Here is a 21,483-nt window from a genome sequence, read left to right as displayed (position 1 = left end):
CCGTTCCCTTCCCCGGTCCCCGGTCTCCGCCCCATGGGTCTCATGAGAAACGGCCGCACCGCCCCTTCCCGGAGCCGTACGGCCGCGTTCCGTCGTTCGCCGGTGTGTCCGTCAGGACAGCTCTTTGCGCACCACCCCGGCGAGTTCCTCCGCCACTGCGCGGGCCTGCTCCTCCTCGGGTGCCTCCACCATCACACGGACCTTCGGCTCGGTGCCGCTCGGGCGCAACAGCACCCGCCCGGTCTCACCCAGCCCGGCCTCGGCCTTGCGCACGGCCGCCCACAGCGGTGCGGACTCGTCCACCTTGGTGCGGTCCACGTCCGGGACGTTGATGAGCACCTGCGGCAGGCGCGTCATGACCTTGGCCAGTTCGGCCAGTCCCTGGCCACGGCGCGCGATCGCCGACAGCAGGTGCAGCCCGGTCAGGACCCCGTCACCGGTGGTGCCGTGGTCGAGCAGGATCACATGGCCGGACTGTTCACCACCGAGCGCGAACCCGCCACGCTTCATCTCCTCGAGCACGTAACGGTCGCCCACGGCCGTCTCGACCACGGACACGCCCTCGCGCTTCATCGCCAGTTTCAGGCCCAGGTTGGACATGACCGTGACCACGAGGGTGTCCTCGGCCAGCCGTCCGGCCTCCTTCAGTTCGGTGGCCAGGATCGCCAGGATCTGGTCCCCGTCGACGACCTCTCCGTCGGAGTCCACGGCCAGGCAGCGGTCGGCATCACCGTCGTTGGCGATACCGGCGTCGGCGCCGTGCAGGCGCACCGCCTCCTGAAGAGCGTCCAGATGCGTGGAGCCGTGGCCCTCGTTGATGTTGTGACCGTCGGGAGCGTCACCGATCGCGATCACCTCGGCCCCCGCCCGGCGCAGAGCCTCGGGGGCGACGGTGCACGAGGCACCGTGCGCGCAGTCCACGACGACCTTCAGCCCGTCCAGACGGTGGCGCAGGGATCCGACCACGTGTTGGATGTAACGCTCGGCAGTGTCGATGGCCTCGGTGACGCGTCCCACGTCCTCGCCGGTGACCGGGGTGGAGGGCACACCGAGCATGCCCTCGATCTCGTCCTCGAGGGCATCGGCGAGCTTGTGGCCGCCCGCGGCGAAGAACTTGATCCCGTTGTCACGAGCGGGGTTGTGGCTGGCCGAGAGCATGACACCGAAGTCCGCCCCGAGTTCACCGGTGAGGTGGGCCACCGCCGGGGTCGGCAGCACGCCCGCCCGGACCACGTCCACCCCGGTGCCGGCCAACCCGGCGACGACGGCGGCCTCGAGGAACTCACCGGAGGCACGCGGATCGCGGCCCACGACCGCCATGGGCCGCCGGTCTTCACGCCGCTCCGTGAGCACGCGCGCAGCCGCGACGGACAGGTCCAGTACGAGGCCGGCAGTCAGGTCCTGACCCGCGACACCGCGTACACCATCGGTTCCGAACAGCCGAGCCACAGCGTCAGCCCCTTTCCAGATCGGCGCCTCCTCGACGGCGCCGGAGAGTTCGGGGTGGCAGGAAACACGCCACCGGAAAAACAAAGACCCGTACGCCGTCCCCGTGAGCGGGGAGGACGTACGGGCCACAGCTCAGCCGGGCAAGAGCCGGCGAAAGAGCATCAGCGCTTGGAGAACTGGGGAGCCTTGCGCGCCTTCTTCAGACCGGCCTTCTTCCGCTCGACCTCGCGGTCGTCACGGGTGAGGAAACCGGCCTTCTTGAGGGTCGGGCGGTTGTTCTCCGGGTCCAGGGAGGACAGCGCACGGGCGACGCCGTGGCGCATGGCCCCTGCCTGACCACTCGGGCCTCCGCCGTTCAGGCGGGCGAAGACGTCGTAAGCGCCGTCGAACCCGAGGGAGACCAACGGGTCCTTGATGGCCTGCTGGTGGACCTTGTCCGGGAAGTAGTCCTCGAGCGACTTGCCGTTGACCTTGACTTCACCGGTGCCGGGCGCGATACGGACACGGGCCACGGCCTTCTTGCGGCGGCCGGTGCCGGCGCTGGGGCCGGACGCGGTGGGAACATAGGCAGCGACCGTCTCGTCGGACTCGCTGGTGTACTCGGAGGGGAATTCCTCCGGGTTCTCGGTGTACTCCTGCTCGACGTCTTCGATGCCGGTGGGCTCGACCACGGTTCTCCTCGTACTTCCTGTAAAGTCTCGCGAACGCCTAGGCGGACTGCTCGATCTTGCCGATCTCGAACGGAACCGGCTGCTGGGCCTGGTGCGGGTGCTCCGGGCCGGAGTACACCTTGAGCTTCTTGCCCATCTGGCGCCCGAGAGAGCCCTTGGGGAGCATGCCCTTGACGGCCTTCTCGATGGCGCGCTCGGGGTTCTTCTCCATCAGATCCGAGTAGGAGACCGAACGCATACCGCCCGGGTAACCGGAGTGCCGGTACGCGCGCTTCTGCTCCAGCTTCTTACCGGTCAGCGCGACCTTGTCGGCGTTCACGACGATCACGAAGTCGCCGGTGTCGATGTGGGGCGCGTAGTAGGGCTTGTGCTTGCCCCGAAGCAGCGTGGCAACCTGGCTCGCCATACGCCCGAGCACGAGATCGGTAGCGTCGACAACGTGCCACTGACGCTGGACATCGCTAGTTTTGGGGCTGTATGTGCGCACGATCGTTTGCCTTCGCTCTTCAGTCGGCTGCCCCATCCCAGTAGGGATGGTGGACTCGTTTACGGAACACCCCCGCGGGCGCGGGGCCGGGAACTCCCCGCGGTTGCGGGGCCGTCACTGGGCCGGATGTCCCATGCCTTTTCAGGACGACTCCGGTGATGAGTGCGCAGACGGTGGTGCGTGGATCGGCTCCCTGTGACTCGGTGTCTGGGGCCCACGGCAACTCAACGCACAACGACGGAACATCCTACTCGGCTACCCGGATACAGGTCAAAACGAATCCAGGTGTCCCGCGCAGGACCACGTCCGCACTCCATAGTACGGACCCGGGGCCACGTGCGTGACCTCTCCGCCTTTTATTATGCCTGCCGTCAGAAGTGCTTCGTCCTGTTCTCGGCCGGGTGTTGGTTACCCTTGGCACCGAAAGGCCGCTCTTTGCCCCGAACGACGGGCGCTTACACCCCTTCGGAGACACCCGTCACGATCCCGTATCCCCTGCGGCCCGAACGCACGGGCGCCTTCCGTTCCACCCTCGGAGCCTTCGGAGACTCTCATCAGTACGCATCCGCACTCGCCGCAGAACGGTCCGGACGGACAGCAGCACGGTGACGGCCGGGACCTGCTGGGCTCGGAGGCCGAGGAACATGGTTTCACGTCCGCCGGGCCCGACGCGTGGGGTTTCGGCCGCTCGGGCACCACCGGAGAGGGAGAGAGCGGTCACAGTGGTAGCGGGGCGCCCCCACCGGAAGATCTCGGCACCCCCGGCGACGTGTTCCCGGGCGGAGGTTACGCGCCGGTCCCGCCCGGCGGACCGCAGCCCCCGTGGGCCGGCACCGAAGGCGCCGGTGCGCAGCCTCCGGCGCCCGGGGTCCCGACGCCTCCGTGGGCCGACACCGGAGGAACCACCGCACAGACACCGGCCGAACAGCGGGACCGTCCCGTCGGCCCCGAGGCCGAGGGCGGGTACGCACCCGTCCCGCCCGGCGGACCGCAGCCGCCCCGGGGAGAGGCCCCCGCCGCCCCCACCGAACCCGGTGGCTGGAGCGGAACCGGCGGGTTCGCCGTCCCCACGGAGCACAGCACCTCCGAAGGCCCCGCGGGCCCGACCGGTGGCTCCTACGGGTCCGTGCCTCCCAGGGGGCACAATGGCCCCGGACATCCCCACACCCCGAGCGGATCCCACCAAGCCATGAATCGCAACGTCCCCCCGGACCCCGAGGGCCACGACGGTCCCAGCGGCCCGCACACGCCACATCGCCCCCAAGCACCGGAAGGCTTCGGCGCACCGGGCGCACCCCACGTCCCCGAAGGCCCTCAGCAGCCCCCCATGCCTCCGGGAGGCCCCCAGAACCATGGTGGCGCGCAGGGGCCCGGACCCCAGCCACCCAGCGGTCCGCACCAGACCGTGCAGCCCGGCGCGCCTCAGGGGCCGGGCGGCCCCCAAGGCCCCGGGGCACCCGTCGGTCCCCCGCCGCCCATGCCCCACGGAAGCCCTCAAGGTCCCAGAGGCCCCCAAGGCCCCGGAGGTCCCGGAAGCCCCCAGGGCCCCATGGGACCGAGCGGCGGACAGCCGCCCGTGCCTCCCGGTCCCCCACAGGGTCCAGGCGGCCCGAGCGGCCCGCAGGGACCACCCCCGGGCGCCCCCAACGGGCCCAGCGGCCCGCACGCCCCCATGGGCCCCGGCTCCCCGAGCGGCCCGCCCCCGCCGATGGGTGCACGGGGCCCGCACGGCCCCGGCCCACAGCCCGGCCCTCAAGGCCCCGGACATCCCCCGGCACCCCCCGGCGCGCCCACGGGCCCCGGGGCTCCCCAGGGCCCGCCTCCCGGCGGCCCCGGCGGCCCCGGCGGCCCCGGCGGCCCCGGCGGCCCCGGCGGCCCCGGCGGCCCACAGCCGCCCATGCCCCACGGAGGCCCCCAGGGGCCCGGCCCCGGTGACACACCCTCCGAGGAGCCGGTGTTCCCGACCGAAGCCATGGGCGCCACCCAGAACTTCGCCGCCGTCCCGTCGTCCGGGCGCGGCGACGACCGTCCGCTCTTCCGTGACGAGGCCCCCGAGGACCACGGTGCCGACACCGCACAGTTCGACGTCCAGAGCATGGACGAGTACGACTACCACGAGAGGGGGAACGGCAACCGCGACTCCGGCACCGACAAGCGCAAGGCCCTGCTGATCGGCGGTTTCGTGGTACTGCTCGTCGTAGCGGCGGGCGGTGCCTACTTCATCGCCTCCAGCGGTTCGTTCTCCGGCGGCGCCCAGGCCGTGACCGTCGCGCACGAGGACGACGACCCCGAGGCCCTGGACGCCGAAGCCCTCTTTCCCGAATCCGTGTCGCTGAGCAGCGACGGCTACAACGGTGACTTCGACCGGGTCGCGGTCGACGACACGGAGGCCTGCACCGAGGGCGCGCACGGCGAGTACGGCGAGGTGCTCTCGGGCAACGACTGCCGCCAGCTGGTGCGTGCCTCCTACCTCAACGAGGACGACGGACGCGCGGTGACCGTCGGTGTGGCCGCCATGCCCTCGGAGGAGGAGGCCGGGACCGTCCTGGGCGAACAGGACCTGGTCGCCGCCCAGTGGTTCGCGGGCTTGTCCGGCGAGGAAGGCACGGCCGCCGAAGGCCTGGACCACGCCGGCGGGTTCGGCAACAGCGCTACGTGGGGGCGGTACGTGCTCTTCTCCCTCGGCACCGACGGAGCGTCAGGGGAAGAGGGCGCGGAGGACGCCACCGAGCTGCGTAGCGTCAGCGACGGGTTCCTGGACGAACTCCACACCTCGATCTCCGACGAGCGTTCCTAGGGAACGGTCCGGCAGAAACGACAGGGGCGGCGGCCGCACCGGCCGCCGCCCCACGTGTCTTCCCCGGGCGGCCCGTCCGGGGCGATCCCGGACACCCGCACACGCACTGCCGCGTCAGGGCAGCTCCCGCACCCTCCGGCTCGCGGACGCGCGCGAAGCGAGCTCCTCCTCCGGGGGGTAGTACACCTCCTCCAGGCTCAGCCCCTGCGGCCCCACCACGTGCACCGACGAATCGCGCACACCCGACCGCAGTACCTCCCCCGGCCATTCGACCGCACGGCGGCCGTCGCCGACCGCCAGCATCGCTCCCACGAGCGCACGCACCATGTTGTGGCAGAACGCGTCCGCCTGGACCGTTCCGTGCAGCAGGTGCTCGTCCACCCGCTCCCACGACAGGTGCAGCAGCTCGCGGATGGTGGTCGCACCCTCCCGCTTCTTGCAGTACGCGGCGAAGTCGTGCTCACCACGCAACCGCTCGGCAGCGGCGTTCATCCGGTCCGTGTCCAACGGGTGCCGGTGCCACAGCACGTCCCTCCGCCGCAACGGGTCCACACCGTAGGGCGCATCGCTGACCCGGTACAGGTAACGCCGGAACAGGGGCGAGAAACGGGCGTCGAACCCGGGCGGGGCCACACGCGCGTCGTTGACCCGTACGTCCTTGGGCAGCACACCGGCCAGACGCCGCAGGACATGCTCGCCCTCGCGCTCCCACGTCTCCAGCGGCACGTCGGCCTGGGCCACCTGCCCCCGCGCGTGCACACCCGCGTCGGTGCGCCCCGCACAGGTCGTCGACACCGACGGCAGGCGCAGCACCTTGGCCAGCGCCTCCTCCAGCTCACCCTGGACGGTACGCCGGGTCGGCTGGGTGGCCCATCCGGAGAAGTCGGTGCCGTCGTAGGCGATGTCGAAGCGCACCCGCACCAGTTCGGGGCCTCCGACCGTCATCTCGTTCACGTCCATCGTTGCTGTCCCGTCCCGGATACGACGAGTGCCCGACCCCACGGGGATCGGGCACTCGGCAGGAAGCGCGCGAAGACGCCGCGCATCGTGACTTACTTGTCGTCGGACTTGTCGCCCTCGGCCTGAGCGGTCTCCCGGGCCTGAGCGTTCTGCTCCGACGTGGTGTCCTCGGCAGGCTGGTCCCCTGCTTCCGAGGCCCCGGTGGTCTCCTCGGCGGAGACCTTCTCGGCCTCGGGGATCTCCTCGGCCTCGGGGGCCTCCTCGGAGGAGACCTCCTCCGCGGGAGCGGCCGGGGCAGCCGGGGCTGCCGGGGCGGCCATGGCCTCGACCAGCTCGATCACGGCCATCGGGGCGTTGTCGCCCTTACGCGGACCGATCTTGGTGATGCGGGTGTAACCACCGGGACGGTTCTCGAAGCGCGGGCCGATCTCGGTGAACAGCTCGTGCACGACGGCCTTGTCGGTGATCTTGGTCAGCACCTGGCGACGGGCGTGCAGGTCACCGCGCTTGCCGAGGGTGATCAGCTTCTCGACGTAGGGACGCAGACGCTTGGCCTTGGTCTCGGTGGTACGGATACGGCCGTGGGTGAGCAGCGAGGTGGCGAGGTTCGCCAGCATGTGCCGCTCGTGGGCCGGCCCGGAACCCAGACGGGCGCCCTTCGTAGGCGTGGGCATGGTGTCGTTCTCCTAGTGGTGCGGTCCACGGCAGCACTCGGCCGGGGACCATTGGGCGACGAAGGTCTAGTACTGCTCCGTCTCGACGAAGGACTCGCCCTCGTCGTCCTCGGAGCCGAAGGAGTCGGCCGCGGAGCCGGGGTCGAATCCGGGAGGGGAGTCCTTCAGCGACAGGCCCATGTCGACGAGCTTCTGCTTCACCTCGTCGATGGACTTGGCACCGAAGTTGCGGATGTCCAACAGGTCCTGCTCGGAGCGGGCAACCAGCTCACCGACGCTGTGGATCCCCTCACGCTTGAGGCAGTTGTAGGACCGGACCGTGAGGTTGAGGTCCTCGATCGGCAGCGCCAGATCCGCCGCGAGCGCGGCGTCCGTCGGCGACGGGCCCATGTCGATGCCCTCGGCGTCGACGTTGAGCTCGCGCGCCAGACCGAAGAGCTCGACCAGGGTCTTGCCCGCGCTGGCCACGGCGTCACGGGGACGGATGGCCGGCTTGGACTCGATGTCGACGATCAGGCGGTCGAAGTCGGTGCGCTGCTCGACACGGGTGGCCTCGACCTTGTAGGTCACACGCAGCACCGGGGAGTAGATCGAGTCGATCGGGATACGGCCGATCTCCTGACCCTGCTGCTTGTTCTGCGTCGCCGAGACGTAACCGCGGCCGCGCTCGACCGTCAGCTCCATCTCGAGCTTGCCCTTGCCGTTGAGCGTGGCCAGGTGCAGGTCGGGGTTGTGAACCTCGACACCGGCCGGCGGAGCGATGTCCGCGGCGGTCACTACACCGGGGCCCTGCTTGCGCAGGTACATCAGCACCGGCTCGTCGTGCTCGGAGCTGACGACCAGGCCCTTGAGGTTGAGGATCATCTCGGTGACGTCCTCCTTGACCCCGGGCACGGTGGTGAACTCGTGCTCGACGCCCTCGATGCGGATGCTGGTGACAGCCGCACCGGGGATGGAGGACAGCAACGTGCGCCGGAGCGAGTTGCCGATGGTGTAGCCGAAGCCCGGCTCGAGCGGCTCGATGACGAATTTCGAGCGCAGGTCCGAGACGACTTCCTCGGTGAGCGTGGGACGCTGTGCGATCAACATGGTCCGTGTCTTCCCTTCCACATGGCCGCCCGCTATTTGACGACCACCTGACGGGCACCACCGGACGGGTGCCCGTTGACCGGATTCCTACCCAGCACGCGTTCCCGGGACGGGAACACGGCCAACAAGCGCGGCACGGCGCCCGCGGGGCAGGCACGCGGGCGCCGAGGGCGGGATCAGACCCGGCGGCGCTTGGGCGGACGGCAGCCGTTGTGCGGAACCGGGGTGACGTCCTGAATGGAGCCGACCTCCAGACCGGTCGCCTGCAGCGAACGGATGGCGGTCTCCCGGCCCGACCCCGGGCCCTTCACGAACACGTCCACCTTGCGGACGCCGTGCTCCTGGGCACGGCGTGCGGAGGACTCGGCGGCCATCTGAGCGGCGTAGGGGGTCGACTTACGCGAACCCTTGAAGCCGACCTGACCGGAGCTGGCCCACGAGATCACGGCACCGTTCGGGTCGGTGATGGTCACGACCGTGTTGTTGAACGTGCTCTTGATGTGAGCGTGTCCGTGGACAATGTTCTTCTTTTCCTTGCGGCGCACCTTGCGCGCGGCACCCTGACGGCCCTTAGGCGGCATTGGCGAAACTCCCAGAGATCATCGGTCCGTTAACGGTTCTCGGACACGGTGGATGGTCCGAGCGGACTACTTCTTGCCGGACTTCTTCTTACCGGCCACGGTCTTCTTCTTGCCCTTACGGGTGCGCGCGTTGGTCTGCGTGCGCTGGCCGCGGACGGGCACACCACGACGGTGACGGATGCCCTGGTAGCTACCGATCTCCATCTTGCGACGGATGTCGGCCTGCACCTCGCGGCGCAGGTCACCCTCGACCTGGTAGGTGTTCTCGATCCACTCGCGGAGCTTGACGAGGTCTTCCTCGGAGAGCTCGTGGATACGGGTGCTGCCGTCGACACCAGTGCTGCTGACGGTCTCGGCCGCGCGCGTGCGACCGATCCCGAAGACGTACGTGAGAGCGATCTCCACCCGCTTGTCGCGGGGGAGGTCCACGCCGGCAATACGTGCCATGTGGGCGATACTCCATCTCTGCTTGTGCGGAGGTCTGTACCCGTCCCACCCTCTCGTCGCCCAATCGACGAGGCCCCGGCCTCCGACCAGGGGTGGTTCCCGGACCGTCAATGATGCGATCGAACGGGAATCGGGACGGGTTTTCGTTGTTCCACAACTTCCCGGGAGGGCCCGGGACGCGTGCTTGCGATGCGTGAACCCGCAGCAAGCCCGCCGGGGCATCAGCCCTGGCGCTGCTTGTGGCGCGGGTCCGAGCAGATGACCATGACCCGCCTGTTACGGCTGATCACGCGGCACCTCGCGCACATCTTCTTCACGCTCGGCTTGACCTTCATGGTGACTCCGAACTCATGCCGCTCCGGGCCGTGCGGCCCCGAGCCGGCTACTTGTAGCGGTAAACGATGCGCCCGCGCGTGAGATCGTACGGGCTCAGCTCCACGACGACGCGGTCGTCGGGAAGAATACGGATGTAGTTCATCCGCATCTTGCCACTGATATGGGCAAGGACCTGGTGCCCGTTGTCGAGCTCTACCTTGAACACAGCGTTGGGTAGGGACTCGACAACGGAACCCTCGATCTCGATGGCGCCGTCTTTCTTTGCCATGTCCTCCACGCCTCGCTCATAGATTGGTTGATCAGGACAACCCGACGCGTCCCCAACGGTCCTGGCATGACACGAGGGCCCCGGCGACGACTGGTCACACCCGTCACCGACGCCAGAATCCACTGGAAGCTCGGGCCAACTGCAAGAGCGTGCGCCGTATGGACGCGCAACGAGGAAGGCAGACTGACCCAACAGCCCGCGTATGGGCAATGTAAGTCTATCCCCTCGGGGCAAGTACTCCCGCCAAGGGGCGGTACAGCCTACCCCGGAAGGGGACCGGTCAGTTACTTGCGGAACCGCCGTCCTCGCTTCCGCGCTGTCCCCACACCACTCCGAGCGTCACCAGCCCCATGAGGATTCCCCACGGGAACAGGACCCACAGGAACCAGGGATAGTAGTGGTCGGTGGTGAGGGCGACGATCAACCAGATGACGAAGCAGAGGAGGTTGACCCCGCCCCACAGGAACCAGGGGATCAGGAGAGCGGGATCACTCCATTTCAACGGAGGGATCGAGGCCTCCTCCGGTACCCGGTCCGCGCTCCGCAGCTCGGCCAGGTCGCGTTCGGGAAGGTCCTCGGTGACCCGGGCAAGCTCGGCCTCGGTACGCGACTTGTAGGCACCGGAGAGGCGTTCGGTGAACTCCTCGTGGTCCAACCGCCCCTGAGCGAAGTGCTCCTGGAGCAGCTGGGCGACCCGATCACGTTCGGAATCGGAGATCCTCATGGACGGAGCCTGGTCGGACACTGCGCGCACCTCGCAAGGAAGAGGGCGGTGACATCCCGGGCCCTCGACCCCGTTTCCTCGGGCCGGCGCCGGGCCGTCACCAGTTCGGCTGGACGAATCCCATGTCCGTGATCTTATCGCGGTTGTCCTCGCGAGCCGTCAGAACCATCGGCCCCTCGGCGGTGATGGCCACCGAGTGCTCGAAGTGGGCCGCCCTGCCGCCGTCGCGGGTGACCACGGTCCAGTCGTCGTCGAGGGTGATCACCTCGTGCCCGCGCATGGTCGTCATCGGCTCGATCGCCAGGCACATGCCCTCGACCAGCTTGACGCCCCTGCCCTTACGGCCGTAGTTGAGCACGTGCGGGTCCATGTGCATCTCGGTCCCGATGCCGTGTCCCCCGTACTCACGCACGTTGCCGTAACCACCGTTGTCGGCGATGTAGGTGCCGATGGCGTGACTGATGTCGCTCAGACGACCGCCCACACGCATCTGGGCGATACCCTGCCACATCGACTCCTCGCACACGGCCATCATGCGCAGGTCCTCGTCGCGCGGGGTTCCGGCGACCACCGTGACGGCGGAGTCGCCGTGCCAACCGTCCAGGATCGCCCCGCAGTCGACAGAGACGATGTCACCGTCGGAGAGCACGGTCCCGGCGCTCGGGATCCCGTGGACGACCTGCTCGTTGACCGAGGCACAGATCGAACCGGGGAAACCGTGGTAACCCTTGAAGGACGGCACGGCACCGGCGTCCCGGATGATCTTCTCAGCGACCGCGTCCAGCTCGAGGGTCGAAACACCGGGCCGGACGGCGTCCCGCACGGCGTCGAGAGCACGGGCCACGACACGGCCCGCACCCCTCATCAGTTCGATCTGTTCCGGGGTCTTGATCTGCACCGGTTCGCTTCTGCGGATCATCAGGAGGACGCCTTCTCCCGGATCGCCGCCATGGCGCGCTCGGAAACCTCGGTGACCGGGCCCGTCGCCGCGATGGTGGCCAACAACCCTTCGGCCTCGTAGAACTCCACCAGCGGCGCGGTCTGGTCCCGGTAGACCTTCAGGCGGTGCCGGATGGTCTCCTCCCGGTCGTCCTCGCGCTGGTACAGCTCGGTGCCGTCGTCGTCGCACCGGCCCGCAACCTTCGGGGCGTCGTACTCGACGTGGTAGACACGGCCGCACTCCCGGCAGGAGCGCCGCCCCGAGAGACGCTTGACGACCTCCTCCTCGTCGACCCTCAGCTCCAGGACCACGTCCAGCCCCGAGCCCAGGTCGGCGAGCATGGTCTTCAGCGTCTCCGCCTGGGGGACGTTGCGCGGGAAACCGTCGAGCAGGAAGCCCCCGGCCGCGTCGTCCTGTGCCAGACGGTCCTTGACCATCGCGTTGGTGACCTCGTCGGGGACCAGGTCCCCTCGGTCCATGTACTCCTTGGCTTTCTTGCCAAGCTCCGTGCCACCGCTGACGTTGGCCCGGAAGATGTCACCGGTGGACACCTTCGGGATCGACAGCTCGGTCGCGAGGATCTGGGCCTGGGTGCCTTTACCGGCCCCAGGCGGACCCACCAATACAGCGCGCATTTATCGCAGAAAACCTTCGTAGTTCCTCTGCTGGAGGTGACTCTCGATCTGCTTCACCGTGTCCAGCCCGACACCGACCATGATCAGAATGCTCGTCCCGCCGAAGGGGAAGTTCATGTCGGCGCCGGTGGCTCCGAGCGCGACCATCGGGAGAAGAGCGATCACACCCAGGTACAGGGATCCGGGCGTCGTCAGACGCGTGAGCACGTAGTCCAGGTACTCCGCGGTCGGACGCCCGGGCCTGATACCCGGGATGAAACCACCGTACTTCTTCATGTTGTCGGCGACTTCACTGGGGTTGAACGTGATCGCGACGTAGAAGAACGCGAAGCCCACGATCATGACGAAGAAGGTCACCATGTAGACGGGGTGCGTCCCCGTGAGGAAGTAGGTCTGGAAGAACTCCGCCACCGGGTGGGTGGAGTCCTGGCCCATGAGCCCCACGATCAGCTGGGGCAGGTACAGCAGGGAGGAGGCGAAGATCACAGGGATGATGCCCGCCTGGTTGACCTTCAGCGGGATGTAGGTCGAGCTGCCCCCGTACATGCGGCGTCCGACCATGCGCTTGGCGTACTGCACCGGGATGCGGCGCTGGGCCTGCTCCATGAAGACCACCGCCGTGATGAGCGCCAGGCCGGCGATGCAGATGACGGCGAAGATCCAGACGGAGCGCTCCTCGTACATGCTCATGATCGAGGAGGGGAACATCGCGATGACCTGGGTGAAGATCAGCAGCGACATACCGTTGCCGACACCGCGCTCGGTGATGAGCTCACCGAACCACATGATGATCGCGGTACCCGCGGTCATCGTGAAGACGATCGTCACCAGGGTGAGGATGTCCTGATTCGGCATGTAGACCGACGCCGGGATCTGGTTCTGGAAGAGCGCACCCGTACGGGCCATCGCAACGATGCTGGTGGCCTGCAGCACGGCCAGCATCAGGGTCAGGTAACGCGTGTACTGCGTGATCTTGGCCTGCCCGGACTGCCCCTCCTTCTTGAGGCGTTCCAGGTGCGGGATCACCACAGTGAGCAGGTTGATGATGATGCTCGCGGTGATGTAAGGCATGACCCCGAGTGCGAACACCGCCAGTTGCAGCAGAGCGCCACCGCTGAACAGGTTGATCAGTGTGTACACACCGGTCTGGTCGGAGGCTGTGACCGCCTCCATCTGCTCCCGGATCGCCGCGGAGTCGATCCCCGGGGCGGGGATCACCGAGCCGAGCCGGAACAGCGTCAGGATGAACAGTGTGAACAGCAACTTGTTGCGCAGGTCGGGCGTGCGGAATGCACGAACGAACGCACCTAGCACGTCTCCTCCTGCGCGGTTTCGGCGGCGGAACGGATTCCAGACATCGCGGCCGATCCTGATCGTCGTAGAGCCTCAGCACGGGCTGGTCGCCCTGTGCTCGGAAGTTTTCACATTAGGTCAATCGGGAAGCTTAAACAGATGGCACTGTAACAGCCATCACGCGCCCATATCAGTTCGTGAGCCATAACGATCGCCACTCACGTCCCACGGACCGAACAACGCGGGGCGCCCGCCGGCCGGTCGTGATGACCCGCCGTGCGGACGCCCCTTGCGCTGCATACCCGGGAAGATCCCTAGACCTCGGTGGTGGAACCACCGGCGGCGGCGATCTTCTCCTTTGCCGAGCCGGAGAACGCCGTGGCGCTCACCTGGACGGCGACGTTGATCTCACCCGTGCCCAGGACCTTGACCGGCTCGTTCTTACGAACGGCGCCCTTGGCCACCAGGTCGTCGATACCGACCTGGCCGCCCTGGGGGAACAGCTCCCCGATCCTGTCCAGGTTCACGACCTGATAGATCGTCTTGAACCGGGCGTTGCTGAAGCCCTTGAGCTTGGGCACCCGGCGGATGAGGGGCATCTGGCCACCCTCGAAACCGACGGGAACGGTGCTACGAGCCTTCGTGCCCTTGGTACCGCGACCGGCGGTCTTGCCCTTGGACGCCTCACCGCGACCCTTGCGGATCTTGGACTTGTTGGCGCCGGGGGCCGGCTGCAGGTGGTGCAACTTGAGCGGCTCGTCGGGGCTGTAGTCGCTCACTTCGCGACCTCCTCGACACTGACGAGGTGCGAAACGATCGTGATCTGCCCACGCACCTCGGGACGGTCCTCACGGACGGTGGACTTACCGATCCGGCCCAGACCGAGAGTCTGGAGAGCAGCGGCCTGCTTCTCCTTACCCCCGATCAGGGACCGGGTCTGTGTGATCTTCAGGTCGGCCATCTCAGGCACCTGCCTTCGCCTCGGCGCGGGCACGCAGCATGGCGGCCGGAGCGACGTCCTCGAGCGGCAGACCCCGGCGGGCCGCGATCTCCTCGGGCTGGTTGAGCCCCTTGAGCGCGGCGACGGTGGCGTGCACGATGTTCAGCGGGTTCGCGGACCCGAGCGACTTGCTCAGGACGTCGTGGATCCCGGCGCACTCCAGGACTGCACGGACCGGTCCACCGGCGATGACACCGGTACCGGGGGCGGCCGGGCGCAGCATGACGATGCCGGCGGCCTCCTCGCCCGTGATCTTGTGCGTGATGGTGCCCTGGATACGCGGGACGCGGAAGAAGTTCTTCTTCGCTTCCTCGACACCCTTGGCGATGGCGGAGGGGACTTCCTTGGCCTTGCCGTAACCCACACCGACCATGCCGTCGCCGTCACCGACGACGACCAGGGCGGTGAAGGAGAAGCGACGGCCGCCCTTGACGACCTTCGCGACCCTGTTGATGGTCACGACCTTCTCCATGTAGGAGACACCCTTGTCTGCGCCGCCGCGGCGATCGTCACGGCGATCACGCCGCTCGCCACCGGCGCCGCGCCGCGGTGCTGCAGCCATCAGTGGTTCCTCTTCTCGTGGTTGCTCTTGTGCGTAACGAAGGTCATCGGATCAGAACTCCAGTCCGCCTTCTCGCGCCGCCTCGGCGAGCGCGGCGATGCGACCGGCGTACCGGTTGCCTCCGCGGTCGAAGACGACCTGGGTGACCCCGGCCTCCTTGGCGCGCTGCGCGACGAGCTCACCCACCTTGACGGACTTCTCGGTCTTGGTTCCCTCGGTCGCACGGAGGTCGGCCTCGACGCTGGAAGCAGCGGCCAGGGTGTGGCCCTGGGTGTCGTCGATGACCTGCACCACGATGTGCTTCGAGGAGCGGAACACGTTCAAGCGCGGGCGCTCGGGGGTGCCGACGATCTTCTTCCGGCCCCGGTGGTGCCGACGCAGGCGCGCGGTCGTGTGCTTGGCCGTTCGCTTACGGCTCACGGTGATGCCCATTGCCTACTTACCAGCCTTTCCGGCCTTGCGGCGGATGTGCTCACCCTGGTAGCGAACGCCCTTGGCCTTGTAGGGGTCAGGCTTGCGCAGACCGCGGATGTTCGCGGCGATCTGACCCACGAGCTGCTTGTCGATGCCTTCGACGTGGAAGATCGTCGGCTTCTCCACGCGGAAGGTGATGCCCTCGGGCGGCTCCACCACGACAGGGTGGCTGTAGCCGAGCGAGAACTCCAGGTTCTGGCCGCGGGCCTGGACGCGGTAACCCACACCGTGGATCTCCAGCGTCTTGGAGTAACCCTCGGAGACACCCTTGACCAGGTTGGCCAGGATGGACCGGGTCAGCCCGTGCAGCGAACGGTTCTCCGGGTCGTCGTCGGGACGCACCACCGTGATCACACCGTCCTCGTCCTTGGAGGCGGTGATCGGGTCGGCGATGGTGTGCTTGAGTTCGCCCTTCGGCCCCTTGACAGTGACGTCTTGCCCGTTGATCGTGACTTCGACGCCCTTAGGGGCCGAGATCGGCAGTCGACCGATACGCGACATGCTTCAATCTCTCCCTATTACCAGACGTAGGCGAGGACTTCGCCGCCAACGCCGTTCTTCTTGGCCTGCTTGTCGGTCATCAGGCCACCGGACGTCGAAATGATCGCGACGCCAAGACCACCGAGCACTCGCGGCAGGTTCTCCTGCTTGGCGTAGACCCGCAGGCCCGGCTTGGAGACGCGGCGGATGCCGGCGATCGAACGCTCACGGGTGGGGCCGTACTTCAGGTCCAGCACGAGGTTCTTGCCCACCTGGGCGTCCTCGGTGCGCCAGCCCTCGATGAAGCCCTCCTGCTGGAGGATCGCGGCGATGTGCGCCTTGATCTTGGAATACGGCATCGCGACGGTGTCGTGGAAAGCCGAATTCGCGTTACGCAGACGCGTCAGCATGTCTGCGATCGGGTCGGTCATTGTCATGGCCGACTGGCCCTTCCTCACCGCGGTTTCCGTGTGCGGGTCTTCCCAGGACCCATTCCCGTACCGGCCGGAGCCGGTGCCGGGGCCACCTTCGGACCTTCGGCGTGGTCGTGGGCACCGCTGTCCCCATGGGACTACCGTGCCCTGTCTCATTTTTTCTGTGTAACGACCGGGCCGTCCTGAGGACGGCCGGTCACTCGGGAACCGCCATTGCGAGGCCGGTCACCCGGCGGGGGCCGACCCGTGCGCTCTCCCAGGGGGACATGAGCGCCAGGTCGGCCCCGCCGAGAACTACCAGCTCGACTTGGCGATACCGGGCAGCTCGCCGCGGTGAGCCATGTCCCGGAAGCAGATACGGCAGAGGCCGAACTTCCGGAGGACTGCACGCGAACGGCCGCACCGCGAGCACCGAGTATACGCGCGGACGCCGAACTTCGGCTTCCGCTGCTGCTTGGCGATCAGCGCCTTCTTAGCCATGTCCTACCCCTCAGGCTTCCTTGAACGGGAAACCGAGCCGCTTCAGCAGGCTACGGCCCTGCTCGTCGTTGACCGCGGTGGTGACGACAGTGATGTCCATCCCACGCTGCCGGTCGATCTTGTCCGGGTTCACCTCGTGGAACATGACCTGCTCGGTCAGGCCGAAGGTGTAGTTCCCGTTCCCGTCGAACTGCTTCGGGGACAGACCACGGAAGTCACGGATCCGGGGAAGGGCGAGGGAGAGCAGGCGGTCGGCGAACTCCCACATGCGGTCGCCGCGCAGCGTGACGCTGGCGCCGATCGGCATCCCCTCACGCAGCTTGAACTGCGCGATGGACTTCTTGGCTCGGTTGATCTTGGGCTTTTGGCCGGTGATGGCCGACAGGTCGGCGACCGCACCCTGGATCAGCTTCGCGTCTCGAGCGGCCTCGCCCACACCCATGTTCACGGTGATCTTCGTGAGACCGGGAACCTGCATGATGTTGGCGATGTCGTGCTCGTCCTTGAGGGCGGGCACGATCTCGTTGCGGTACTTCTCCTTGAGGCGCGGCATCGGCGGGGCCGTGATGTCGTTCGTAACCGTCATCAGATGTCCTTACCGGTGCGGCGGGAGACGCGGACCTTGCGGACCTCGTCGCCCTGCTCGTCGAAGCGGTAGCCGACCCGGGTGGCCTTGCCGTCCTCCGAGAGCGCAACATTGCTCACGTGGATCGGGGCCTCCTTGGTGACGACCTCGCTCTGCTGGCCGCCGGCCGGGTTGGCCTTCCGGTGCTTCTTGACCAGGTTGACGCCCTCGACAACGACACGGTCCTCACGGGGCATGGCCTTGACGACCTTGCCGGTGGCACCCTTGTCCTTGCCTGCGAGGACGATCACCTCGTCGCCAGATTTGATCTTCATCGCTCAGAGCACCTCCGGCGCCAGCGAAATGATGCGCATGTACTTCTTCTCACGCAGCTCGCGGCCGACCGGGCCGAAGATACGGGTGCCTCGCGGGTCCCCGCCATCCTTGATGAGCACGGCAGCGTTCTCATCGAAACGGATGTAGGAACCATCGGGCCGACGGCGCTCCTTGGCGGTGCGCACGATGACGGCCTTGACGATGTCACCCTTCTTGATCCCCGCGGCCGGCAGGGCGTCCTTCACCGTACCGACGACGGTGTCGCCGATCCCGGCGTAGCGGCGACCGGACCCGCCGAGGACACGGACGGTGAGGATCTCCTTGGCGCCCGTGTTGTCGGCGATCTTGAGTCGCGACTCCTGCTGAATCACGTCTACTCCTGATGTGATGCGTGCGGTCCACTGCCGCACGGCTAGGTGGTCTCACCCCTCGCGTCGGCGGCCGACACCGGATGCCGGCCGCCGACAGGCCAGGGCTACTTAGCCTTCTCCAGGATCTCCGCGACGCGCCAACGCTTCGTCGCAGAGAGCGGCCGGGTCTCCATCAGGAGGACACGGTCGCCGACGCCACAGGAGTTCGCCTCGTCGTGCGCCTTGTACTTGGTCGTCCGACGGATGATCTTGCCGTACAGCGCGTGCTTGTCCCGGTCCTCGACCGCGACGACGACGGTCTTTTCCATCTTGTCGCTGACGACGTAACCCTCACGGGTCTTGCGGTAGTTACGCGTTGCAGTCTGCGTCTGGTTCTCAGTCATTCGGCTGCTTCCTTCGTCTCCTCAGCCGACTCACCAGACAGCGGCATGATGCCGAGCTCGTGCTCACGCAGGACCGTGTAGATCCGCGCGATCTCGCGCTTGACGGTGCGCAGGCGGCTGTGGTTGTCGAGCTGGCCGGTGGCGGCCTGGAAGCGGAGGTTGAAGAGCTCTTCCTTGGCTTCCTTGAGCTTGCCGACCAGGTCCTCGATGGACTGCTCGCGCAGCTCGGTGGCAGTCACGGTCTTCGCCATTACTCCCACACCTCCCGCTTAACAATCTTGCACTTCATCGGGAGCTTGTGCATCGCACGCCGGAGGGCCTCCTTGGCCACCGGCTCGGGCACACCACCCGACAGCTCGAACATCACGCGGCCCGGCTTGACCGGAGCGACCCACCACTCCGGAGAACCCTTACCGGAGCCCATGCGGACCTCGGCCGGCTTCTTCGTCATGGGGCGGTCGGGGAAGATGTTGATCCACACCTTGCCGCCACGCTTGATGTGCCGGGTCATGGCGATACGAGCCGCCTCGATCTGGCGGTTGGTGACGTAGGCCGCCTCCAGAGCCTGGATGCCGTACTCACCGAAGGAGACGGTGGTACCGCCCCTGGCCTCACCACGCAGGTCGGGCTTGTGCTGCTTGCGGTACTTGACCTTACGAGGAATAAGCACGGCTCAGCTCCCCTCGGTCTTCGCGGACTCGGCCGGAGCCTTCGACTCGTTGCCCTGCTGGCCGCCACCGCCGCCACGACGGCGGCGCTGGGGACGCTCACGGCGCTGACCGCCGCCGGCGGTGCGCTCCGCGGCCTGCTTGGCCTCGCGCTCGGCGCGGGTCACAGGGGCGTCGCCCTTGTAGATCCACACCTTGACACCGATGCGACCGAAGGTCGTACGGGCCTCGAAGAGGCCGTAGTCGATGTCGGCACGCAGCGTGTGCAGCGGCACCCGGCCCTCGCGGTAGAACTCCGAACGGGACATCTCGGCCCCGCCCAGACGGCCACCGCACTGGATACGGACGCCCTTGGCCCCGCTCTTGATGGCGCTCTGCATAGCCTTGCGCATCGCGCGGCGGAAGGCCACGCGGCTGCTCAGCTGCTCGGCGACACCCTGAGCGACGAGCTGAGCGTCGGTCTCGGGGTTCTTCACCTCGAAGACGTTCAGCTGGACCTGCTTGCCGGTCAGCTTCTCCAGGTCCGTGCGGATGCGGTCGGCCTCGACGCCGCGGCGGCCGATGACGATGCCCGGCCGGGCCGTGTAGACGTCGACGCGGACACGGTCACGGGTGCGCTCGATCTCGACCTTGGAGATGCCCGCGCGCTCCATGCCGCGGGTCAGCATCCGTCGGATCGCGACGTCTTCCTTGACGTAGTCCTTGTAGGCCTTGTCCGCATACCAGCGGCTCTTGAAGTCGGTCGTCACACCGAGGCGGAACCCGTGCGGGTTGATCTTCTGTCCCACTATCGGGTCCTTTCCTTCGTCTTGGACGAGGCGACCGAGTCGGCGACGACCACGGTGATGTGGCTCGTGCGCTTGGTGACTCGGAAAGCCCGGCCGAACCCTCGCGGTCGGATGCGCTTCAGGGTCGGACCCTCGTCCACCCACGCGCCCTCGACCTTGAGGTTCTCCCGGTCCAGCTTGTCGTTGTGCTCAGCGTTGGCGATGGCACTGGCCAGCACCTTGCCAACAGGGTCGCTCGCCGACTGGGGAGCGAACCGGAGCACCGCCTGTGCCTCGTCAGCGGGCAACCCGCGAATAAGGTCCACCACCCGGCGGGCCTTCCGGGGCGTAACACGGACGAACCGTGCCTGAGCCCTCGTTCCCATCGCTTTTCCCTCGCTCACGGAAATTCATCTCCACTCACCGTGGAGAAAGTGGTTCTTATCTGCTGCAGCAACCGCTAACGGCGGCTACGGCGGTCTTCCTTGACGTGGCTCCGGAAAGTACGCGTGGGAGCGAACTCACCGAGCTTGTGGCCGACCATCGCCTCCGACACGAACACCGGAACGTGCTTGCGGCCGTCGTGAACAGCGATCGTGTGACCGAGCATCTCCGGCACGATCATCGAACGCCGGGACCACGTCTTGATGACGTTCTTGCTGCCCTTTTCGTTCTGAGCCTCAACCTTCTTGATGAGGTGCTCGTCCACGAAAGGACCCTTCTTCAGGCTACGTGGCATCAGACGTGCTCCTTACCGCTTCTTCTTGCCGCTACGCCGACGCCGCACGATGAGCTTCTGGCTGTTCTTGTTCGTGTTACGGGTCCGGCCTTCCTTGACACCCCAGGGGCTGACCGGGTGGCGACCACCGGAGGACTTGCCCTCACCACCACCGTGGGGGTGGTCGATGGGGTTCATCACGACACCGCGGACGACCGGGCGCTTGCCCTTCCAGCGGCTACGGCCGGCCTTGCCCCAGCTGATGTTGGACTGCTCGGAGTTGCCGACCTGTCCAACCGTCGCGCGGCAGCCGATCTCCACCATGCGCATCTCGCCGGAAGGCATACGCAGCGTGGCGTAGTTACCTTCCTTGGCCAGGAGCTGGATCTGCGACCCGGCGGAACGACCCAGCTTGCCGCCGCCGCCCGGCTTCAGCTCGACCGCGTGCACGAACGTACCCGTGGGGACGTTGCGCAGCGGGAGGCAGTTGCCGGGCTTGATGTCGGACTGCGGGCCGTTCTCGACCTTGTCGCCCTGCTTGAGGCCGGCGGGCGCCAGGATGTAGCGCTTCTCGCCGTCCACGTAGTGCAGCAGCGCGATACGAGCGGTGCGGTTCGGGTCGTACTCGATGTGGGCGACCTTGGCCGGCACACCGTCCTTGTCGTGCCGACGGAAGTCGATCACACGGTAGGCACGCTTGTGGCCGCCGCCCTGGTGGCGGGCGGTGATACGGCCGTGACCGTTGCGGCCGCCCTTCGAGTGCAGCGGACGGACCAGGGACTTCTCCGGCTCCGAACGCGTGATCTCGACGAAGTCGCTCACGCTGGAGCCGCGACGCCCCGGCGTCGTCGGCTTGTGCTTACGAATGCCCATCTTCTTCGCGCATTCCTTTAC

General features: G+C 67.4%; 32 protein-coding genes. 1 reads left to right on the top strand and 31 read right to left on the bottom strand.

The annotated features are described in order from the left end of the window. Positions 1-111: 111 nt before the first annotated feature. The 3 genes from glmM to rplM form a co-directional block, all read right to left on the bottom strand. On the bottom strand, positions 112-1,449 hold the full coding sequence (glmM, locus tag D456_RS0109735) for a phosphoglucosamine mutase (protein WP_017575985.1): 1,338 nt from the start codon (positions 1,447-1,449) through the stop codon (positions 112-114). Positions 1,450-1,610: 161 nt separating this feature from the next. Then, entirely contained in the window at positions 1,611-2,120 is a 510-nt protein-coding gene (gene rpsI / locus D456_RS0109730) for a 30S ribosomal protein S9 (RefSeq protein ID WP_017575984.1), read from the bottom strand. Between the two features lie 37 nt (positions 2,121-2,157). Next, a complete protein-coding gene (rplM, locus tag D456_RS0109725; protein WP_017575983.1) occupies positions 2,158-2,607 on the bottom strand; it encodes a 50S ribosomal protein L13 in 450 nt (149 codons plus the stop codon). 1,954 nt (positions 2,608-4,561) lie between these two features. Between rplM and D456_RS0109720 the strand changes: the two genes are divergently transcribed. Next, positions 4,562-5,404 carry a hypothetical protein gene (locus D456_RS0109720; protein WP_017575982.1) on the top strand — a complete coding sequence of 281 codons (843 nt, stop codon included), beginning with the start codon at positions 4,562-4,564 and terminating at the stop codon, positions 5,402-5,404. 114 nt (positions 5,405-5,518) lie between these two features. On the opposite strand, the gene truA is transcribed toward D456_RS0109720, so the two are convergent. The 28 genes from truA to rplB all read right to left on the bottom strand — a co-directional run bounded on the left by truA (position 5,519) and on the right by rplB (position 21,462). Beyond that, entirely contained in the window at positions 5,519-6,364 is an 846-nt protein-coding gene (truA, locus tag D456_RS0109715; RefSeq protein ID WP_017575981.1) for a tRNA pseudouridine(38-40) synthase TruA, read from the bottom strand. Between the two features lie 92 nt (positions 6,365-6,456). Beyond that, complete coding sequence (rplQ, locus tag D456_RS0109710; RefSeq protein ID WP_026115728.1) at positions 6,457-7,038, bottom strand: 50S ribosomal protein L17; 582 nt, start codon at positions 7,036-7,038, stop codon at positions 6,457-6,459. Between the two features lie 66 nt (positions 7,039-7,104). Further along, a complete protein-coding gene (locus D456_RS0109705) occupies positions 7,105-8,127 on the bottom strand; it encodes a DNA-directed RNA polymerase subunit alpha (RefSeq protein ID WP_017575979.1) in 1,023 nt (340 codons plus the stop codon). Positions 8,128-8,303: 176 nt separating this feature from the next. Continuing rightward, positions 8,304-8,708 (bottom strand): 30S ribosomal protein S11, encoded by a 405-nt coding sequence (gene rpsK, locus D456_RS0109700; protein WP_017575978.1) that lies wholly within the window; start codon positions 8,706-8,708, stop codon positions 8,304-8,306. A gap of 66 nt (positions 8,709-8,774) precedes the next feature. Further along, positions 8,775-9,155, bottom strand: coding sequence for a 30S ribosomal protein S13 (gene rpsM / locus D456_RS0109695; protein ID WP_017575977.1), 381 nt, complete (start codon positions 9,153-9,155; stop codon positions 8,775-8,777). A 221-nt stretch (positions 9,156-9,376) separates the two neighbouring features. After that, positions 9,377-9,490, bottom strand: coding sequence for a 50S ribosomal protein L36 (gene rpmJ, locus D456_RS0109690; RefSeq protein ID WP_017575976.1), 114 nt, complete (start codon positions 9,488-9,490; stop codon positions 9,377-9,379). Positions 9,491-9,537: 47 nt separating this feature from the next. After that, positions 9,538-9,759: a translation initiation factor IF-1 gene (gene infA / locus D456_RS0109685; protein ID WP_086002075.1), complete on the bottom strand. Its 222-nt coding sequence runs from the start codon at positions 9,757-9,759 to the stop codon at positions 9,538-9,540. Between the two features lie 280 nt (positions 9,760-10,039). Further along, positions 10,040-10,504 (bottom strand): DUF1707 SHOCT-like domain-containing protein, encoded by a 465-nt coding sequence (locus tag D456_RS0109680; RefSeq protein ID WP_017575974.1) that lies wholly within the window; start codon positions 10,502-10,504, stop codon positions 10,040-10,042. Positions 10,505-10,580: 76 nt separating this feature from the next. Continuing rightward, positions 10,581-11,402, bottom strand: coding sequence for a type I methionyl aminopeptidase (gene map / locus D456_RS0109675; RefSeq protein ID WP_017575973.1), 822 nt, complete (start codon positions 11,400-11,402; stop codon positions 10,581-10,583). After that, positions 11,402-12,058 (bottom strand): adenylate kinase, encoded by a 657-nt coding sequence (locus D456_RS0109670; RefSeq protein WP_193373820.1) that lies wholly within the window; start codon positions 12,056-12,058, stop codon positions 11,402-11,404. The genes map and D456_RS0109670 overlap by 1 nt, the downstream gene beginning before the upstream one ends. Then, a complete protein-coding gene (gene secY, locus D456_RS0109665) occupies positions 12,059-13,372 on the bottom strand; it encodes a preprotein translocase subunit SecY (RefSeq protein ID WP_017575971.1) in 1,314 nt (437 codons plus the stop codon). It abuts the gene before it with no gap. A gap of 293 nt (positions 13,373-13,665) precedes the next feature. Continuing rightward, positions 13,666-14,130 carry a 50S ribosomal protein L15 gene (gene rplO / locus D456_RS0109660; RefSeq protein ID WP_017575970.1) on the bottom strand — a complete coding sequence of 155 codons (465 nt, stop codon included), beginning with the start codon at positions 14,128-14,130 and terminating at the stop codon, positions 13,666-13,668. After that, positions 14,127-14,312: a 50S ribosomal protein L30 gene (gene rpmD / locus D456_RS0109655; protein ID WP_017615396.1), complete on the bottom strand. Its 186-nt coding sequence runs from the start codon at positions 14,310-14,312 to the stop codon at positions 14,127-14,129. Before rpmD ends, rplO begins: the two co-directional genes overlap by 4 nt. A 1-nt stretch (position 14,313) precedes the next feature. Then, the gene (gene rpsE / locus D456_RS0109650; RefSeq protein WP_017575968.1) at positions 14,314-14,913 is read right to left on the bottom strand and encodes a 30S ribosomal protein S5; all 600 of its coding nucleotides are present in this window, start codon (positions 14,911-14,913) and stop codon (positions 14,314-14,316) included. Positions 14,914-14,964: 51 nt separating this feature from the next. Further along, on the bottom strand, positions 14,965-15,345 hold the full coding sequence (gene rplR, locus D456_RS0109645; RefSeq protein WP_017575967.1) for a 50S ribosomal protein L18: 381 nt from the start codon (positions 15,343-15,345) through the stop codon (positions 14,965-14,967). Between the two features lie 3 nt (positions 15,346-15,348). Continuing rightward, complete coding sequence (rplF, locus tag D456_RS0109640) at positions 15,349-15,888, bottom strand: 50S ribosomal protein L6 (RefSeq protein ID WP_017575966.1); 540 nt, start codon at positions 15,886-15,888, stop codon at positions 15,349-15,351. Between the two features lie 17 nt (positions 15,889-15,905). Beyond that, positions 15,906-16,304 carry a 30S ribosomal protein S8 gene (gene rpsH, locus D456_RS0109635; protein WP_017575965.1) on the bottom strand — a complete coding sequence of 133 codons (399 nt, stop codon included), beginning with the start codon at positions 16,302-16,304 and terminating at the stop codon, positions 15,906-15,908. Positions 16,305-16,595: 291 nt separating this feature from the next. Then, the gene (locus D456_RS0109630) at positions 16,596-16,781 is read right to left on the bottom strand and encodes a type Z 30S ribosomal protein S14 (RefSeq protein WP_017575964.1); all 186 of its coding nucleotides are present in this window, start codon (positions 16,779-16,781) and stop codon (positions 16,596-16,598) included. 10 nt (positions 16,782-16,791) lie between these two features. Beyond that, the gene (gene rplE, locus D456_RS0109625; RefSeq protein WP_017575963.1) at positions 16,792-17,367 is read right to left on the bottom strand and encodes a 50S ribosomal protein L5; all 576 of its coding nucleotides are present in this window, start codon (positions 17,365-17,367) and stop codon (positions 16,792-16,794) included. Next, on the bottom strand, positions 17,367-17,681 hold the full coding sequence (gene rplX, locus D456_RS0109620; RefSeq protein ID WP_017575962.1) for a 50S ribosomal protein L24: 315 nt from the start codon (positions 17,679-17,681) through the stop codon (positions 17,367-17,369). Before rplX ends, rplE begins: the two co-directional genes overlap by 1 nt. Before the next feature lie 3 nt (positions 17,682-17,684). Then, positions 17,685-18,053 carry a 50S ribosomal protein L14 gene (gene rplN, locus D456_RS0109615; protein WP_017575961.1) on the bottom strand — a complete coding sequence of 123 codons (369 nt, stop codon included), beginning with the start codon at positions 18,051-18,053 and terminating at the stop codon, positions 17,685-17,687. Between the two features lie 104 nt (positions 18,054-18,157). Continuing rightward, entirely contained in the window at positions 18,158-18,436 is a 279-nt protein-coding gene (gene rpsQ / locus D456_RS0109610; protein ID WP_017575960.1) for a 30S ribosomal protein S17, read from the bottom strand. After that, complete coding sequence (gene rpmC / locus D456_RS0109605) at positions 18,433-18,687, bottom strand: 50S ribosomal protein L29 (protein ID WP_017575959.1); 255 nt, start codon at positions 18,685-18,687, stop codon at positions 18,433-18,435. Before rpmC ends, rpsQ begins: the two co-directional genes overlap by 4 nt. Continuing rightward, complete coding sequence (gene rplP, locus D456_RS0109600) at positions 18,687-19,106, bottom strand: 50S ribosomal protein L16 (protein WP_017575958.1); 420 nt, start codon at positions 19,104-19,106, stop codon at positions 18,687-18,689. Before rplP ends, rpmC begins: the two co-directional genes overlap by 1 nt. A gap of 3 nt (positions 19,107-19,109) precedes the next feature. After that, a complete protein-coding gene (gene rpsC, locus D456_RS0109595) occupies positions 19,110-19,892 on the bottom strand; it encodes a 30S ribosomal protein S3 (protein WP_017575957.1) in 783 nt (260 codons plus the stop codon). Then, positions 19,892-20,257 carry a 50S ribosomal protein L22 gene (gene rplV / locus D456_RS0109590; protein ID WP_017575956.1) on the bottom strand — a complete coding sequence of 122 codons (366 nt, stop codon included), beginning with the start codon at positions 20,255-20,257 and terminating at the stop codon, positions 19,892-19,894. The genes rpsC and rplV overlap by 1 nt, the downstream gene beginning before the upstream one ends. Positions 20,258-20,331: 74 nt before the next feature. Beyond that, complete coding sequence (gene rpsS, locus D456_RS0109585; protein WP_017575955.1) at positions 20,332-20,610, bottom strand: 30S ribosomal protein S19; 279 nt, start codon at positions 20,608-20,610, stop codon at positions 20,332-20,334. Positions 20,611-20,622: 12 nt separating this feature from the next. After that, complete coding sequence (gene rplB / locus D456_RS0109580; protein ID WP_026115727.1) at positions 20,623-21,462, bottom strand: 50S ribosomal protein L2; 840 nt, start codon at positions 21,460-21,462, stop codon at positions 20,623-20,625. Positions 21,463-21,483 lie beyond the last annotated feature (21 nt).

The sequence above is a fragment of the Nocardiopsis kunsanensis DSM 44524 genome (assembly GCF_000340965.1).
GTDB lineage: Bacteria > Actinomycetota > Actinomycetes > Streptosporangiales > Streptosporangiaceae > Nocardiopsis > Nocardiopsis kunsanensis.
Note: the sequence above shows the minus strand (reverse complement) of the source record. Positions and strands in the feature narration are given on the sequence as shown.